Origin of the sequence: Robbsia andropogonis (assembly GCF_000970345.1) — a bacterium.
Taxonomy (GTDB): domain Bacteria; phylum Pseudomonadota; class Gammaproteobacteria; order Burkholderiales; family Burkholderiaceae; genus Robbsia; species Robbsia andropogonis.
This window is the reverse complement of sequence record NZ_LAQU01000034.1, coordinates 15,875-32,772: the sequence shown is the minus strand read 5'-3', so window position 1 is coordinate 32,772 and position 16,898 is coordinate 15,875. Positions and strand designations below refer to the sequence as shown.

The window sequence follows — 16,898 nt, the reverse complement described above, 5'->3', positions numbered from 1 at the left end:
AAAGACGGTGGGGCGGGAAATGGCAGCGAATCTGACATGTTGGCGCGGCGTTTGAAAAAACGCGAATAAGAAATAAAACGCCATCATAGGTTGTTCGCGTTCCGCGCGCAGGGAAGGGGTATTGCCCGGCCCAAACCTTTACCAGTGCTTGTGCGCATACCCCCTAGCTTTCTGCACGCCTGACTTGGGATGGTTATCGATCAATCAAACAACGCGCCAGCACGTTTTCGGCCTGGGCAAAAGCGCCAGCCTTCGAGAAGCCGTTCGCCAGTGATTCAGCCCGTTTTGCCGCCGCGCGCTGGAGACATGTCTGGCTGCCATCGGCATTCGCTGCTTGCGCATGTTGAATGGCCTTGTGTGCCACCAGGAATCCAAGCATCAAGATCACCAACAAGGTAATCGCTTGCCGCATATGAATATGGGTCACGGCTGTCTCCTCCATTATTGGTCAAGCTGACGCGACTTTGTAACGCAAGAGTAAGGCCATGAAAGCCGCGATGTTAGCTAGGTTTTTCCCGCGCGGGTTTACAGCATGTGCATCTGACTTGTCAATAATCATATGCGTCGTTTCCGCACAGCGACGATTTTTCGCGGGTTTTTTTCATTTGGTTGTATGATGACACCGGGACAACCCTAGTAATATCTTACGGCTGTTGTTTCCATTTCCCACAATACAAGCCAGTCCATCGTGTCCGACAAAAACGTTTCCAACGATGCGCTGCGGGCGACCACCGCGGACGTGTCCGACGGCGCGCCGGTGAGTGCTAATCGGCGCCGCTTTCTGCGCGGTTCCGCGGCCGTCATTCCGGTGATTCCCGTGGCCGGCGCGAGTGCGCCGTTGATCAAATCCGCATTTGCGGAAGCGCCACCCGCCGCCCCGCTAGATCAGTACCAGCCTACGTTTTTTAACCAAGTTGAATGGGCATTCATCAAAGCCGCCACCGATCGCTTGATTCCAGCGAATAGCGACGGTCCGGGGGCCCTGGAGACCAACGTTCCGGTTTTTATCGATCGCGAATTAGCGAGCGGCTACGGTGCGGCGGAAGACTGGTACATGGAGGGCCCATTCGATGTCAACGCGGATCCCCTCTTCGGCTATCAGTTGCCTTATTCCCCGCGGGAAATGTATCGCATCGGCATCGGGGCGACGCAGAAGTACTGCCAGCAGCAGTATCAAAAATCGTTCGAAGCACTTGATGAAAAGACGCGCGACGACGTCCTGACCGCGCTGGAGAAGAACAAGGTTGACTTCAAGGCGTTCGGCGAACAGCAATTGCGCGCCGCGCAGTTTTTTAGTGCGCTGCTAGGCAATACGCAGGAAGGCTATCTGTCCGACCCGATCCACGGTGGCAATCGCGATATGGGTTCGTGGAAAATGATGGGGTTCCCGGGTGCACGTGCCAGCTATACCGAATGGATCGACCAGCATAATGTGCCCTATCCGTTGGGCCCGGTTGATCTGGCCGGCCGACGAGGCTGATTCCATTGCCCGATGCCTTTTATGCGACAACTGACAAATCAGTTGTCATCTTGCATTGCCCCCACATGATTGCCGCGATTGGCGACGCCGTGGTGGCGCCCCCAGCTGAAGTGGTCAGACGACTCCCGCGACAGCGTGCTTGTCCATGTCGCTGATAGGCGATATGCGCGGGGTGCAAGGTTGCCGTAGGCGTTTGGAAAGATCATTGCGCGAGAAAGCGATGCGCTGCAGCGCGATTCAACAGGACACAAGATGGCTATCACACAAGATCCAGTCGACGTCGTGATCGTCGGTTTGGGATGGACCGGTTCGATCATGAGTATCGAATTGGCGAAGCAGGGGCTGAAAGTGCTTGCACTCGAGCGCGGCGCCGATCGCAAGAATTCCGAGTTTGCCTATCCGAAGGCCGCCGATGAGTTGATGTATGGCAAGCGCCATAAACTGATGATGCGACCGAAACAAGCGGCCATCACGGTGCGTCAAAATATCGATCAAACCGCATTGCCTAATCGTGTGCTCGGCCCCTTCCTCCCGGGAGACGGCGTGGGAGGTGCGGGCTTGCACTGGACCGGTCAATTGATGCGTTCTACAGCGACCGACTTGAAAATAGCGACGTTCGCCAAAGAGCACTACAGCAAGGGTCAGTTGCCGGACGATATGCGGCTGCAAGATTTCCCTGTTTCATATGAGGAGCTGGAGCCGCACTTCGATTTTTATGAGAAAGTTTGCGGTTTGTCCGGCCAGGCCGGGAATGTCCAGGGCAAACTGTTCGACGGGGGCGATGCATTCGAAAGTCCGCGCTCGAATCACTATCCGTTGCCGCCGTTGAAAGACAGCTTGAGCAGCGCGATGTTCGACAAAGCGGCACGCAACCTCGGCTACCACCCGTTCCCGAATCCATCCGCAGCCGTTTCCCAACCTTGGACAAATCCATACGGCATGCAGTTGGGCCCGTGTAACTATTGCGGCTTCTGCAGTTTTTACGCATGTGTGAACTTCTCGAAGGCCTCGCCGGAAACGACGATTCTCGATGCCGTGCGTCGTATGCCTAATTTCTCTTACCGCACCAATAGCAATGTGATTCGTGTGGACCTGAATGCGGATAAGAAGACCGCGAAGGGCGTGACGTATGTCGATGAGCACAACAATGAAATATTCCAGCCTGCCAAGCTGGTGATCCTGTCATCGTTCTCTTTGAACAACGTGCGACTGATGCTGCTGTCGGGTATCGGCAAGCCGTACGACCCGGTTACGGAAGAAGGGCAAGTCGGGCGTAATTATTCGTGGCAGATGGGTACGAACTTGCAAATGTTCTTCAAGGACTTGCATTTCAATCCGTTCGCTTCGGCCGGCACGACCGGCAAGATGATCAACGACTTTTCGCCGGGCACGTTCGATGCGGCGAAATATGGTTTTATTGGTGGGGCGAAGTTACACGGTTCGCAGCCTACCGGTACGCCGATGTCGACGACGTTGCCGGCGGGTACGAAGAAGTGGGGGGCGGATTATAAGTCGGCGCTGAAGAATTATTACGGTCATCACATGAAGTTGTCGATGTCGCTGACGAACATGTCGTATCGCGGCGTATATCTGGACCTGGATCCGACCTACAAGGATCCTTACGGTCAGCCGTTGCTGCGCATGACCTACGACTACAAGGACAACGAGATCAACGTTGCGCAGTATCTGGGTGGCAAGCTACGGGAAATTGCTGCGGAACTGAAACCGGACCGGATGGACGATACGATCATCAAGCCGGGCAGCCATGTGAAGATGGTCGGCTACGTATCCACGCACAACGTGGGAGGGGCGATCATGGGCGACAGTCCGAGCAATTCGGCATTGAACAAGTTCATGCAAAGCTGGGATGTACACAACGTGTTCGTGCCGGGCGGCAATGCATTTCCGCAAAACTTCCAGAACAACCCGACCGGGACAATTGGCGCGCTGACTTACTTTTCAGTCGATGCCATCATCAATCAGTACCTGAAGAATCCGGGCCCGCTGGTTCAGGCATAACGCGCACATTGGGATGAAAAAGAAGATGAAGGTCTCTACACATCGCGCGGCCTGGCAGCGGCCGGCCGTTCGCGCGCTGAGCGCCGGCGTGGTTGTCGGCGCATTCGGACTGTCTGCGTGGTTTCATGCCGCTGCTGCCGTCGCGGCACCCGACACACCGGCGTCATCAACTGCTGCAGCATCGGCGCAACCCGCGTCCGGTGTCAGTGTCTCCGACGCGGCGATTCAGCGCGGCGCGTATCTGGCACGCGTGGGCGACTGTGTTGCCTGTCACACAGCCGCCCCCTCGGGAAAGAACCCAGCGGGTCAACCATTCGCCGGCGGGCTTGCCATCAAGAGTCCGCTAGGTACGATCTACTCGACCAACATCACACCGGACCCGCAACACGGCATTGGCAACTACACGGAAGCGCAATTCGCGGCGGCATTGCGTGATGGCAAGCGGGCTGATGGTACGAATCTGTACCCGGCCATGCCGTATCCTTCGTATAGCAAGCTGACAGATTCCGATGTGCACGATTTGTACGTTTACTTCATGAAGGGTGTGAAGCCGGTGGATACCACCCCGCCACAGACCGCCTTGTCGTTCCCGTTCAATCTACGTTTCGGCTTGAGTCTGTGGAACTGGGCGTTCACGCAACCAGGGGTGTTCAAGCCGGATACGAAGTTAAGCGCAGACCAGAACCGCGGCGCTTACTTGGTGGAAGGTTTGGGCCACTGCGGTAGCTGTCACACCGCCCGTGGCGTGGCGATGCAGGAAAAGGCGCTCGATGGCACTGGTGCTGACTACCTCGGTGGTGCAACGCTGAATGGTTGGTGGGCACCGCAGTTACGTGCCAACGGCAAAGCTGGCGGCGTGGCGAGCTGGAATGCGGACGAGGTCGTCGATTACTTGTCATCGGGCCGTAATGTGCACACTACTGTAGGCGGTGAGATGAAGTCGGTGGTCGAACACAGCACCTCGCATATGACGGATGCCGACCTGCATGCCATTGCGGAGTACTTGAAAACGCTGAGCGTCAACCAGGCGACGGCAACGCCGGCAATTGACGACGCTGCCCGGGCTGCAACGCAGGCGCATCTGACCGCGGCAAAACAGTTGTCGTTGGGCGAGCGTCTGTATCTGGACAACTGTGCCGGTTGCCATACCGTGACCGGTAACGGTGCGGCACGCGTTTTCCCGGCTACCGCCGGCAATTCAATGGTGAATGCCAAGGACCCGACCGGTTTGATCGAGACGATCCTGCGTGGCGCCGAAGCGCCATCGACAGCGAAGTCGCCGGAGCGTCTGCCGATGCCCGCGTTCGCGAACCGCATGAACGATGACGAGGTCGCGCAGTTGGCAACGTTCGTTCGCTCTGGTTGGGGTAACAAGGGGGGTAGCGTTTCGGCCTCGCAAGTCGCGAAGGTGCGCGCCCAGTTGTCAACTGACGCGAAGGAATAGGCAAGAAGTCTGGCCGCATGCACCTTGTGAACTGGCCCTGCGGGCGACCGTCCCGCTCTCCGCCCGCTTAATAGAAAACCCGCCGTTTGAATGGCACCCCAGACCTCGGACTTTCGTCCGATTTTCGGGGTGTTTTTCGCGGCGGTTTTTTTGTCCGACGCCATCGGTACGCGGTGGCCGCTTTCCACTTTCTAGACTGGCATTTCTTGCCGTGGATCGATGCACGGTTTTAACCACGTATCCGCGATGCAACGCTCTTTCGATCGATCTGTGATACTGTACGGATAAACAGTTATTCTCGCCATGCGGCTGTGTGCGAAGGGGTGGCGGATGAGATGCCCGGCATGCTTCGTCGTCTGTCTAAGGTGTCTGTCCGGCGTCACGGCCGGAATGTATTTCTTCTGTTGCATCTGGTGAACCGACTCACTGCTGACATGCCGTCTGCCGTCGATCCTGCTCTCAGTCCTGGCTTGCACGACCTTCCGGTCCGGCGCATTGCGCATTTGGACATGGATGCGTTCTATGCGTCGGTCGAGTTGCTGCGCTACCCTGAATTAAAAGGGCATGCCGTGGTGATTGGCGGCGGCCGACAAGCTGCACCGGTCGAGCAAGCCGATGGAAGCCGACAATTTGCGCGGCTCCGTGACTATGCTGGAAGAGGCGTGGTCACGACGTCGACCTATGAAGCACGCGCGCTAGGCGTGTTTTCTGCAATGGGCATGATGAAAGCTGCGCAGCTAGCGCCGGATGCCTTTTTGCTGCCAACCGATTTTGAGGCATACCGCAATTACTCGCGTTTATTCAAGGCTGCAGTCCGGACGTTCACGGATCGCGTCGAGGATCGTGGGATTGATGAGATCTATATTGATCTGACGGTGCTCGCCGCGGAAATGCAAATTAGCATGGCGGAAATCGGCACGCGCATCAAGGATGCAGTGGCGGGGGCTACCGGCTTGACATGTTCCATCTGTATCGCGCCGAATAAGTTGTTGGCAAAGATCGGATCGGAACTCGACAAGCCGAACGGGCTGACATTGCTGGAAATGTCCGACCTTGAAACGCGCATCTGGCCGTTGCCTGCAAAAAAGGTCAACGGCATCGGACCGAAGGCCAGCGAAAAACTAGCGGCCATTGGCATTCATACCGTCGGAGATCTCGCCAAGGCGGATGCGGCACTATTACAGGCTCATTTCGGTCGAAGCTACTCCGCGTGGTTGATGCTTGTGGCGAACGGTCGGGATGACCGGGAGGTGGTCGTAGACTCGACGCCAAAGTCAATGAGTCGCGAGACAACGTTCGAGCGCGACTTGCATGCCAAACAGGATCGTCCAGCATTGACAACTGCTTTCACGACATTGTGTGAGCGGGTAGCCGAAGACCTGCGACGCAAAGGTTATGTTGGTTATACGATCGGCATCAAATTACGCTATGACGATTTCAAGACCGTTACGCGTGATGTCACGCGTCAGGTACCCACAGCCGATGCGGTGGAGATTCGACGGGCGGCGGGGGAGTGTCTGAAGCGCGTCCCGTTGGAGAGAAAACTACGCTTGTTGGGCGTGAGAGTAGGTGGGCTCGTGAGCGCGGAGCCTGCGCTCGCTGCGCAGGAGTGGGTGCAGCACGACTTGTTTTCTGCTGACGACGAAGCGGGTCATAGATTGGCGTGGAGCGTCGCAAAAAATTCGGTGCGATAACTGCCCGGAATATGTCAGCGAAGCACTGAAAGACTGGGCTGAAAAGCGTGGCATCACGCTGCTATTTATCCAACCGGGCAAGCCACAACAGAACGCCTACATTGAACGCTGTAACAAAACAGTGATATACGACTGGCTTGCCCATTACCAATTCGACACGGTTGCTGCGTTGCAAGACTATGCGACCGAGTGGTTGTGGTCATACAACCATGAGCGGCCCAATACAGCTATTTGCGGCATTCCGCCGAAACAGAAGTTGGCCATTGCGGCCTAGCCTCTACCCTCGACGACCGTTCAAAATGTGGGATTACCAATTCGCTTTTACAGGCCGCCGATGCGCGAGTAGCTATCGCCCAACCAGCGCATCCTAGCTTTGCGTCATCGCCGGTTCTACTAGAGATTGGGGAAGTGCGCTGCAATCGGTCCAGATCGGACAGCCGCCAAATCCTGGGAGCTTGCTTTTCGAGATGCGTGCCGCTTGTGGCGGCACGCATCAGTACGCTTCAATGTTTCGCCGCGGCAGCTGCCGCTTCTGCTTCCTCTTCGGGTGTGCGTTGTACGCCGGTGGGACGATTGGACCACCATCCGGCTAGGGTCGACCCCGAAAGGTTATGCCAGATCGAGAACAGCACACCGGGCAGCGCGGCGGTCGGACCAAAATACAGCTTGCCAAGCGTTGCCGCCAGCCCGGAGTTCTGCATGCCGACCTCAATCGCCAGTGTCCGGCAAACGGACTTGTCGAAACCCAGCATCCGGCCGCCCCAATAGCCGCCGAGCAGGCCCAGGCCGTTGTGCAGGATCACGCCGACGATGGTGATCAGGCCGACACTCGCTATGGCTGAATGCGTACCCGCCACCACGGCACCGATGATCAACAGAATCGCCACCATCGAGACCACCGGCAACACCGGTTCGACGCGACGTACCGTTTGATTGAAGAGCGTGTTGACCAGCAAGCCGAGACCAACGGGAACGGCGACGATCTGCAGGATGCTCATCATCATCGGGCCAATGGCCACGTGTATCGATGCATCTGTGTAAAGGCGTGTCAGGAGCGGCGTTGCCACTACACCGACAATCGTCGACACCGCGCTGATGGAGATCGATAGCGCCACGTCGCCACGCGCGATATAGACCATCACCGTCGAGGCAGTGCCGCTCGCCACGCTGCCTACCAATACCATGCCGGTGGTCAGGTCTGGTGGCATATGCAGCAGTTTCGCGACCAGCCACGCCGCCAGCGGCATGACCAGATAGTGAATGACCGTGCCGGCGATGACAGGCGTCGGACGCGCAAGAACGCGCTTGAAGTCGCCTAGCGATAACGTTACTCCCATGCCGAACATGACCAGCATCAGTAGCTGTGGCACGTGTGGCAGCAGGCCGACGAATGAACCTGGCGCAAAATAGGCGAGCACCGAGACGGCAATGGCCCACAGCGGGAAGAGGCGAGTAAATTGCGCTATCAAATTCATGTTGTTGGTGCACCGTGAGACAAACTGGAGAGCGGTGGCTTCGCGTCCGTGTTGTATTTATATGTTCCGCCGCGCCGCACATGCATGCAGCCCCGTCCCGATGGTAGGGCAGGGACCTCGCTGTTCTTCCTCAAGAGGGTGATGCGCGGATTCCGGGATGCGGCGATACGAGTTGCGAGAGGGCCTGCGTCCGAGATGCGGGTAGCCACGCTGGATTATAAAGCACGGCGTCCACCGGCAAGCGGGTTTTGAAGACACTACGTCGGCAATGTGCAGCGTTGGTGCCGGTTGCATTTGGTTTCAACGCTTGCTGGAACGTCGCAATTGCTTCCTGGCTCTCCGCCGTAAGGGAGATTATGATTTGTGTGGGAAAATTTCCCCAGCCGGTTACCGGTCGTGCCACCGACCCGTGACGCGTGCTCCGAGCCCGAAACCGTTGCGCTATTCGATACATCGTGTCTACTTACCAACCGCTATTCCTCCAGTTCTGCCGCTTTGCGGCCGTCGGCCTCTCAGGCACTGCGGTGCAGTACCTGACGCTCTGGATCGGCGTGCAAGGTCTGCATACCACGGCCGTGAGTGCCTCCGCGGTGGGCTATTTGCTTGGTTCCGTTTGCAACTATGCGCTGAATTATCTGATCACTTTTCGCGCGACCCATGGGCACTTTCACACCGCGCCACGTTACTTTGCCCTACTCGGCGTGGGTTGGTGTCTGAACAATCTCCTGATGTGGCTCTTTGCCCACTACCTGGGCTGGTCGTACTGGGTCGCGCAGGTGATCACCACCGGTATTGGCCTGATCTATAACTTTTGCGGCAGCCGGTGGTGGGCATTCCGACCTCAGGCCGCTGGCGCGTAACGTTCGAGCCAGTGCGCGTATGGGGCGGGCAGCGTCCAGGACGGCTTGTCGACGCCCAATGTTTTTGCGGCATGGTAGGGCCAGTGCGGATCGGCAAGATGCGCACGTCCCACCATCACCACGTCCATTTGCTCGGCACGCAGGACTTGATCGCAGAGCCGTGGCGTGTCGATGCCCCATGCCGATGACACTGGCAGACCGGTTTCGGTGCGTACGCGTTTGGCAATAGGAGCCAACATCGCCGGACCCCATGGGATATTCGCCGTCGGCGTTGAGAACCCGACCGATACGCTCAGCATATCGAGGCCCTCGGTCTTCCAGCGCTTGATCAGATCAATGGACTCGGTCAGTGTTTGTTCGTCTTCACCATCGTATTCGAGCACGCCGAAGCGGGCCGTCAGAGGCAGGTGCGCGGGCCAGACGTCCCGTACGGCGGCTAGCGTTTCGGTCAGGAAGCGGCCACGATTTTCGGCATTGCCGCCGTAGGCGTCGTCCCGATGGTTCGAATGACGCGAAAAGAAACTTTGCCCAAGGTACCCGTGCGCGAAATGTAATTCCAACCATTCGAATCCGGCATCCCGTGCGCGCTTCGCCGCGGCGACGAAATCGGCGCGTACCCGGGCAATGTCATCGATCGTCATTGCCGTGGGGACTTTCGGGAGATGCGCGCCGAATGGGATCGCCGAAGGGGCAATGGTCTGCCAGCCACGAGGATCGGTGGCCGGGATGTGATCGTCCCCTTCCCAGGGTTTGTTGGCGCTGGCTTTGCGGCCGGCATGGGCGATTTGAATGCCAGGGACGGCGCCCGCAGCCTTGATCTTTTGCACGATAGGCGAGAAAGCGGCAGCCTGCACGTCGTTCCACAGTCCAGTGCATCCGGGGGTAATGCGGCCCTCCGGCGACACCGCCGTCGCCTCTACGATCACCAGGCCGGCACCACCCCTTGCCAGACTGGCCAGGTGTACTGCGTGCCAATCGTTCAACACACCGTCCTCCGCCATGTACTGGCACATAGGCGGTATGGCGATGCGGTTACGCAGCGTCACGGACTTGAGGGAAAAGGGATCGAACAAACCTGCCATGAAATAACTCCTGGGTTTCCGGGGAGCATGCGTGCCGCCCGCCATTGCTTGTGCCGCGAAGTTGTTGGAAAGCCGCGCAGAAAAATAGGCCGACATCCATGCCGGCTGCGCAGCTACCTGGTAAGCCGCCAAATCCTTATATTTCGATTATATTCGAACTAACGAATTTCAGGTGCTGCATGCGACTTCTCTTGTAAGATGGCGTGCACTGCTTTGTTTTTCGTTCTATTTTTTTCTTCGCATGCGAATCTATACCCATCCCGCCCTTGAGGACGTTGTTCTCGAGAGACTGTTTGATGCTTTGAGCGACCCTGTCAGGCTGGAAATAGTCCGGGAACTGGCAAAGGTACGTGAGGCGAGTTGCGCGGCATTGGAGGGTGGCCGCCCCAAGTCGACGATGTCACACCACTTCCGCATTCTTCGTGAGGCAGGCCTGGTGCGTACCGATGTAATGGGTACGACACATCATAATTCGCTGCGACGGGAGGAGCTAGATGCCCGCTTCCCTGGTCTGATGGCCGTCATCTTGAGTCAGTCGTCGTGATGTGCACCGCTCGTCGCGCGATCAGCAAGCAATGCGGTTCCGAGCTACCCTGGTTGCTGGACCCGATAGGGATGCAATGGCGAAGAGCAGGTGATGCGTGCGACGTAACGTCTGCTGTCCGTTGGCGCTCATATCCCTTGCGGGTGTCGCAACGTGTAATGGGAGAAGGCAATGATCAAGAAATCCGCATCGGCACATTGGGAAGGCGACCTTAAGAAAGGAGGCGGTACGATTTCCACGGAAACCGGCGTGCTGAAGGCTGCGCCTTACGGTTTTAATGCGCGATTCGAAGGTGGTCCCGGCACGAACCCGGAAGAACTGATCGGGGCTGCCCATGCCGGTTGCTTCTCGATGGCATTGTCCATGATTCTGGGCAATGCGGGTCTGGTAGCCAAGTCGATCGATACCAAGGCGACCATTTCACTCGATAAGGAGGGCGATGGTTTTGCGGTAAAAGCGTCGCATCTTGATGTCGTCGTCGAAATCCCTGGCGCCGATAAAGCAAAGTTTGATGAATGCGCGGCCGCCGCGAAGGCGGGATGTCCGATTTCCAAACTGTTGAACGCAGAAATTACCATGACGGCGACATTGAAGTCTTAATTTCCCAGATCAACGCGCCGGGCCATGCATTATGCTTGGCCCGTTTTTTTTAAAAACGTTATAAATATTTTTGAAAGAGGAGTTTTATACACGTCTGTTCAAAAAAATATTGCATTTTTATTATGTTGCACGTAGACCTTTCGGGCAGTGGATGCTGCTCTTCAGTTTTTCTGAAATATGCCGATACACGCTCAGCGGTTCGGTGGCTATGCAGTTGTTTTTTAAAGCTGATGATGCGCTGGTCGTATCTGTAATGTTGCCAAGGTCGCTCCGCATCTTCGATGCTGCGTTGTGATTCCGGCGTTGGGTGACGACACGATTCGTTTTAATGGCATCAGGGGTGCCATGGTATTCTCGCCCGCATCAATTGCTTCGTGAAACGGCTGCGTGTTGCAGTAAAGCATGTTGGCACCAGGTTTCTCCTGGTCATTCGTGGCGGTATTCGGTAAAAATGTCTGGTATTTGCACGGAAGTATTCAGCGACACGTCGATCTCACTGTCCTGGTGCAGGTAAGTGCAGTAATGTTCATCAGTCGCAACGCGACTATCGACACGAGCGTCGTCACGGACAGATGCTCTAAACGAAGCGCGCCCGCCAGCCAGGCGCGCATGAGGTGTGTTCGGGGAAGCATGGTCAATAAAGAGCAGTTGCGGGTACTGGGCAAGGCATTACGCCGGGACTTGGACGTGGGGCAGGTCGAGCTCGACCTCTTTTTCGACGATGGCGAACAATGGCGAGCGATGTCTTCCGCCGACTATGACGCGCCCGACTCGGTTCGGCTGCCCAATGAGCAGGTCGTGCAAGGTACCCATCGGGTCGCCCCGAATTCGGGTGCCTTGTGGTTCGACATCGCGGGTCTCCGTGCGGCCGCGTCGATTCGCTTCGCGACCGAACCTGATGTCGAAACCGTCCGACTATGCACGGCACGGATCGGCACGATCCTGCAACACGCGATCAATGCCTATCACGTCTCGCACAACCCGTTGACGGACCTGCTCGCACGTGACTCGTTTCGGTCGATCTTGCGCGACAAGGTAGACCAGATCAAGCATTACCTGAACAACGGCAAGATCGCTCAGGAAGGAGGCAAGTCGCAGATCCTGGCCGTGATGTCCCTTGATGTCGATCGGTTCAAGCAGGTGAACGACAACTTCGGTCACTTGTACGGCGATCAGGTATTGAAAACGTTCGCGCGTCGCCTGGATCAGGTCGCGCGCGCCATCATGGCCGAGCACGATGACGTGGACATTCGTGTTGCCCACCCGTCTGGTGAAGAGTATCTGGTGCTGATCGAAGGTGCCGTGGAAGCGAGCATGATCCGCGAAATGGCCGAGCGGTTTTGCTTTCGGATAGAGGATGAGCCGCTGCCTTCGGAAGCGGAATGGTCGGCTTTGATCAGTCAGCAGCCTGAGATCGAGGAAATCGAGTTTCCGTTGGCAAGCGAACGGCATCTGACGACCAGCGCCGGCGTGGCCATCTATACGCCGAATCACTCGAACAGCGCCGATGCCGAGGTGTTGGCATTGCTTGATAACGCGGACACCGCTTTGTCGCGGTCGAAAGCACGGGGCCGCAATATGGTTACCGTATTCGACGAGATCATCCATAACTGCGGGCGAGTCCTCGAATACGATGGCCAGACCGGTGTAACCGCGATCGATATCGGTTCGAAAGTGGGCGTGGCGGTTGGACAGGAATTCGTTGTCTATCCCGAAACGTATTCGGGCAAGGTGCCGTTTGTCACCGATGACGGCCGTACCCGAAAGGTCGTCGGTCACTATCCCAAGCGCGAACTGGTGCGAGTGGTGGTGTTCAACGTTCAGAATGAAATCGCGTTTGCCTTGCCGGCGGACCACACCCGTTTGGTGCCGGTTCCGGTGGGGGCGCATCTGGAAGCCGTGCCGTTGGGGAGTATTTCCCATTTGATTCGATTGTCCAGCGATCAGGGCTTTCCCGGTACGGTCTTCGATAATGCCGCCACGCAAGGCAGTGAGGAATTGAACACGGCGGTGTTCAATGCACTGCGTCGCAATGAAATGCCCGCCGCGGCGGTGTTTCGTTTCAAGAACGCCGCGACTTTCACGAAGAAATTTGGAACGGGTGCGTTCAACCGGAATCTCGCCAAGCTGTATTCGGATTTGAACCGTATCTTTCCCGATGTCACCGTTGGGGTGCTCGACCAGACCTCGATCTGTGTGGCGGGCGGGGAAGTATCGATTACGCCGGGGGTGTTGCGCAAGGCGCTTGTGGCGTGTGCGGCACTGGACGATCTGGAATTGATTTGCGGTTATTTCTTCGCCGACGATGCCACGGTAGGGGTGGGATTGAAGGACGTCGATCCACGCTATGCGGTTGATTTCGCGCAATACGCGGCGTCTGATTATGGCTTGGAGCGAGTGGATCGGATGGATCGGGCAAAGATCAACTTGATCCCGTTCAACCTGCCGCGTGCACGGGAATTGTTAAAGGCATTGTATGCGGTGCGGGCGTCGCAGGGGATTGTCGATTATGAGCGTTTCCGCGAGGCCAACTTTGTCCACCATACGCTGGATAACCTGGGTGGTGTTTGCTATTCGAAACAGAATCGTATCGACAAGGCAGCAGATTGCTATGAGTCCGCAATTCGTAAATCGTTGCGAGACGTAGTGTATCGCGGCAACCTTGGCATCGTTTGCTATCGCAGTGGTCAACACGAGCGCGCACTGAAGTGGATGAACGACATGAGCGATGAGCAGGTTCAGGAGTTGCGCCGCACCTACCCATACGGTTTTGTCTTCTATGCAATGCATCTGGTGCAGGCGATGCGGCTCGGGATGCCGGCATTCCGCGCCAATCGCCTCGGTACGATCGGCCCCGATGCACTGAACTTGCCTGACATCGCCAAGTTTGCAAATGGACAGAAACAGTTATCCGATGCCATTGCGTTATTGACGTGATTTCGTGGTTTTACCGCACCTTTTGATCGTTGTCGCGTCGTCGGGAGGGGCGAGCGCTTGTGGCACCTTCGCCCGCCGCAAGTGCTGCCGGTGCGGCGCGGGCCAGATCCCATGCGGCCCGCAAACGCCGCGCCGACAGCGTTTTGATCATGCCTAGCCGTTCCGCGACCTGTTCGTCCGTATGGCCCGCTGTGAACAGCGCGGCGGCAAATGCATTTCGTAACGTCTGCGGGCTGATGCGGCCATGATGGGATGCATGTAATCCACAGCGTTCGACCAACGCGTCGATCGCCCGTAGTGCGGTGGCCTTATGCATTTTCAGGCCACTTCGTCCCGCGGGGAATACCAGTTCGCCTTCCACGCCCTGATCCGTTCGCGCCCGCAACCAGCACAGCAGGATCTCGGCCGCGTGAGCGGGAAATGGCACGGTGCGCTGTCCGTCGCCGCCGGCGGTGCCGTTTACGCCGACGGTGCTATCCGCGTCTTCGGCATCATCGTGGACATACCCGCCCGTCGTCGCCTTTGATGTTGTCTCGGATCCCTTGCCGGCGCGGCCATTTCCGCCCGCGGCAGCTCGGGGGATCAAGACAACTCCGCCACGTTCATCGGTTTCCTGTTCAGGGGACCATAGGGCCGGAGCATCGTCCGCGCGCTCCGGTTTTGCGTCGCTATCTGTCCGCGCCAAGGTATTCGGTGGCATCCAGGCAATCCGTAACTGGCGCAGATGCATCGATTCGAGTTCATTCAACTTCAGACCGGCGCCGAGCAACATTGCCGCCATCGCCCGGTCCCGTAGGTCACGCCACGGTAGTACCTGCCCTTCGGGCGATATCGTACGCGCCAATTCTTCCCATAGGCGCCCGCGTTCCGTTGCATCGAGGAAGCCGGTTGGCGCATTCGACACGGTATCGGTCCAAGGAGCATCGATCCGTCGCGTCACCGCGCGCGCTGGGTTGCCTTGTGCTTGCGACTGCCCGGTCATATCATCGAATACCCGCTCCATGATTCGGAGGTAACGCGCGCGTTGCTGGCGTTTGACATCGATCGTTGCGGCGAATTCATCGATCAACGCCGGTTCGGCACCGCGTAGTGTTCGTCCGCGTGCGGCAAGCCAATCCAGGAAGTGGTGCCATTGCGCACGATAGACGAGTACCGACGAGGTGCGGAAACGTTGCAACGCAAGCCAGTCGTCGAATGCTCGACGAGGGTCCACGTCCCAAGCCTGCTTCGTCGGCGATTGCGCACGGATGTCGCTGTTCTGATCGGTCGATGCCAACTGCGGCAACGATGGCGAGGAAGGCTGCGGTGACGAAGACATGGGTGACCGGGATCAACGTGAAGGTGGTGGATCGAGAGGGCGCGCGCAGCCGAAGACGTGATCGCCATTAGCCTCCAAAGGGTCTTTGGCGCGGTGTCATACGGTGGGCCGCGTTTGCCGATATCCTCCGATTATAAGGCGCAGACGTTTTGCAACGCTTATGGCGGTACGGCATCGGCCGCCGACTTTCACCGGCCTTTTTCATTTGGTGCATCAATGACGTCTATTCTGTTGTTGGAAGGGATACATAAAACCGCGTCGGATCTGTTGACAGACGCCGGCCTCGATGTACGTCGGCACGCCTCGGCGTTGACGGGTAAAGCACTGCATGACGCCGTGGGCGACAGCGCGCTGCTGGGCATCCGTTCAGCAAGCCACCTCTGCGCGGATGACTTTCTAGCGTTGCCGTCGTTGCAAGCGTTGGGTTGTTTTTGCATCGGCACGTCCCAAGTCGCGCTCGACGCCGCGGCCCGTGCCGGCGTCCCGGTATTCAATGCACCGTTCTCGAACACCCGATCGGTCGCTGAACTTGTCATCGCCGAAGCCGTCTTGCTGCTTCGCCGCGTGCCGGAGAAGACGGCATTGACGCATGCCGGTATCTGGGCCAAGGGCGCGGCTGGCGCCTATGAAGCGCGCGGTAAGACGATCGCCGTCGTGGGCTATGGCAATATCGGCTCCCAGGTTGGGGTATTGGCAGAGTCGTTCGGCATGCGTGTGGTCTATTACGATTTGCAGGCGAAGCTGGGATTGGGCACTGCGCGGGCGGCACCGACGCTGGCCGACGCGGTGTCGCAGGCAGACATCGTCACACTGCATGTACCTGCCACTGCGGCCACGACGAATCTCATCGACGGCGACCTGTTGCGCAAGTTCAAGCGCGGAGCGATCTTGATCAATGCATCGCGGGGCAAGGTTGTCGATATCCCGTCCCTGCGCGCGGCGCTTGACGATGGTCAACTCGGTGGCGCGGCGATTGACGTATATCCAACCGAACCGGCGAACAATCAAGAGCCGTTCGAAAGCCCGCTGCGCGGTGCCGTAAATACGATTCTGACGCCGCACATCGGTGGCAGCACGCAGGAAGCTCAGGAAAACATCGGGGTAGAGGTTGCGGCGAAACTGGTTGGTTTCATGCGAACCGGCGCCACCACTGGTGCGGTCAACGTGCCCGAAATCACGCCGGGGCCCTTGGAGGGACGGTGCCGCGTGCTGAATCTGCATGCCAACGTCCCGGGTGCGCTTGCGCGTTTGAACACGGCGTTTGCGACCAATGAAGCGAACATCGTGTCCCAACAGCTGCAAACCCGGGGAGAGTTGGGGTATGTCGTAACGGATCTGGACCGGACGCCTTCCGTGCAAGCCATCGACGCGCTGCGTGCCGAGCCCGGCTTTATACGGACACGGGTAATCTGCGATTGATTCACGGAATGCGCAGCCATTGCGGT

Annotated in this window: 12 protein-coding genes and 2 pseudogenes; 10 read left to right on the top strand and 4 right to left on the bottom strand. The window is 57.8% G+C overall.

Features of this window, described 5'->3' with window-relative positions:
* Window positions 1-193: 193 nt before the first annotated feature.
* Window positions 194-427 carry a hypothetical protein gene (locus tag WM40_RS21735; RefSeq protein ID WP_157685121.1) on the bottom strand — a complete coding sequence of 78 codons (234 nt, stop codon included), beginning with the start codon at window positions 425-427 and terminating at the stop codon, window positions 194-196.
* Between the two features lie 261 nt (window positions 428-688).
* On the opposite strand from WM40_RS21735, the gene WM40_RS21730 reads away from it, so the two are divergent.
* From WM40_RS21730 to WM40_RS29005, 5 genes and pseudogenes are all read left to right on the top strand, one after another.
* Window positions 689-1,480: a gluconate 2-dehydrogenase subunit 3 family protein gene (locus WM40_RS21730; protein ID WP_024904634.1), complete on the top strand. Its 792-nt coding sequence runs from the start codon at window positions 689-691 to the stop codon at window positions 1,478-1,480.
* Window positions 1,481-1,732: 252 nt separating this feature from the next.
* On the top strand, window positions 1,733-3,499 hold the full coding sequence (locus WM40_RS21725) for a GMC family oxidoreductase (protein WP_024904633.1): 1,767 nt from the start codon (window positions 1,733-1,735) through the stop codon (window positions 3,497-3,499).
* 25 nt (window positions 3,500-3,524) lie between these two features.
* The gene (locus WM40_RS21720; RefSeq protein WP_081765066.1) at window positions 3,525-4,943 is read left to right on the top strand and encodes a c-type cytochrome; all 1,419 of its coding nucleotides are present in this window, start codon (window positions 3,525-3,527) and stop codon (window positions 4,941-4,943) included.
* 434 nt (window positions 4,944-5,377) lie between these two features.
* On the top strand, window positions 5,378-6,637 hold the full coding sequence (gene dinB / locus WM40_RS21710) for a DNA polymerase IV (protein WP_051504613.1): 1,260 nt from the start codon (window positions 5,378-5,380) through the stop codon (window positions 6,635-6,637).
* Window positions 6,588-6,911, top strand: a pseudogene (locus tag WM40_RS29005) (integrase core domain-containing protein); the annotation flags it as partial. The gene dinB and the pseudogene WM40_RS29005, both read left to right, overlap by 50 nt.
* Before the next feature lie 229 nt (window positions 6,912-7,140).
* On the opposite strand, the gene panS reads toward WM40_RS29005, so the two are convergent.
* Entirely contained in the window at window positions 7,141-8,106 is a 966-nt protein-coding gene (gene panS, locus WM40_RS21705; protein WP_024904630.1) for a ketopantoate/pantoate/pantothenate transporter PanS, read from the bottom strand.
* A gap of 461 nt (window positions 8,107-8,567) precedes the next feature.
* Between panS and WM40_RS21700 the strand changes: the two genes are divergently transcribed.
* The gene (locus WM40_RS21700) at window positions 8,568-8,972 is read left to right on the top strand and encodes a GtrA family protein (protein WP_036011550.1); all 405 of its coding nucleotides are present in this window, start codon (window positions 8,568-8,570) and stop codon (window positions 8,970-8,972) included.
* On the opposite strand, the gene WM40_RS21695 is transcribed toward WM40_RS21700, so the two are convergent.
* Window positions 8,954-10,054: an NADH:flavin oxidoreductase/NADH oxidase gene (locus WM40_RS21695; protein ID WP_024904628.1), complete on the bottom strand. Its 1,101-nt coding sequence runs from the start codon at window positions 10,052-10,054 to the stop codon at window positions 8,954-8,956. The two genes, WM40_RS21700 and WM40_RS21695, sit on opposite strands and share 19 nt — an antisense overlap.
* Before the next feature lie 241 nt (window positions 10,055-10,295).
* Between WM40_RS21695 and WM40_RS21690 the strand changes: the two genes are divergently transcribed.
* The 3 genes from WM40_RS21690 (at window position 10,296) to WM40_RS21675 (ending at window position 14,135) form a co-directional block, all read left to right on the top strand.
* Window positions 10,296-10,598 carry an ArsR/SmtB family transcription factor gene (locus tag WM40_RS21690; protein ID WP_024904627.1) on the top strand — a complete coding sequence of 101 codons (303 nt, stop codon included), beginning with the start codon at window positions 10,296-10,298 and terminating at the stop codon, window positions 10,596-10,598.
* Window positions 10,599-10,772: 174 nt separating this feature from the next.
* Window positions 10,773-11,198 (top strand): OsmC family protein, encoded by a 426-nt coding sequence (locus WM40_RS21685; RefSeq protein ID WP_024904626.1) that lies wholly within the window; start codon window positions 10,773-10,775, stop codon window positions 11,196-11,198.
* 630 nt (window positions 11,199-11,828) lie between these two features.
* Window positions 11,829-14,135: a diguanylate cyclase domain-containing protein gene (locus WM40_RS21675; protein WP_046153956.1), complete on the top strand. Its 2,307-nt coding sequence runs from the start codon at window positions 11,829-11,831 to the stop codon at window positions 14,133-14,135.
* A 10-nt stretch (window positions 14,136-14,145) separates the two neighbouring features.
* Here WM40_RS21675 and WM40_RS28195 read toward each other — a convergent pair whose 3' ends face one another.
* A complete protein-coding gene (locus WM40_RS28195; RefSeq protein ID WP_052738453.1) occupies window positions 14,146-15,453 on the bottom strand; it encodes a tyrosine-type recombinase/integrase in 1,308 nt (435 codons plus the stop codon).
* Window positions 15,454-15,666: 213 nt separating this feature from the next.
* On the opposite strand from WM40_RS28195, the pseudogene serA reads away from it, so the two are divergent.
* Window positions 15,667-16,872: pseudogene (gene serA, locus WM40_RS21665) on the top strand (phosphoglycerate dehydrogenase); the annotation flags it as partial.
* Window positions 16,873-16,898: the final 26 nt, after the last annotated feature.

Excerpts from the sequence above, each read along its gene's own strand:
- WM40_RS21725 (WP_024904633.1), top strand. The coding sequence starts at position 1,733 with ATGGCTATCACACAAGATCCAGTCGACGTCGTGATCGTCGGTTTGGGA.
- WM40_RS21720 (WP_081765066.1), top strand. The coding sequence starts at position 3,525 with ATGAAGGTCTCTACACATCGCGCGGCCTGGCAGCGGCCGGCCGTTCGC.
- dinB (WP_051504613.1), top strand. The coding sequence starts at position 5,378 with ATGCCGTCTGCCGTCGATCCTGCTCTCAGTCCTGGCTTGCACGACCTT.
- WM40_RS21695 (WP_024904628.1), bottom strand. The coding sequence starts at position 10,054 with ATGGCAGGTTTGTTCGATCCCTTTTCCCTCAAGTCCGTGACGCTGCGT.
- WM40_RS21690 (WP_024904627.1), top strand. The coding sequence starts at position 10,296 with ATGCGAATCTATACCCATCCCGCCCTTGAGGACGTTGTTCTCGAGAGA.
- WM40_RS21675 (WP_046153956.1), top strand. The coding sequence starts at position 11,829 with ATGGTCAATAAAGAGCAGTTGCGGGTACTGGGCAAGGCATTACGCCGG.
- WM40_RS28195 (WP_052738453.1), bottom strand. The coding sequence starts at position 15,453 with ATGTCTTCGTCACCGCAGCCTTCCTCGCCATCGTTGCCGCAGTTGGCA.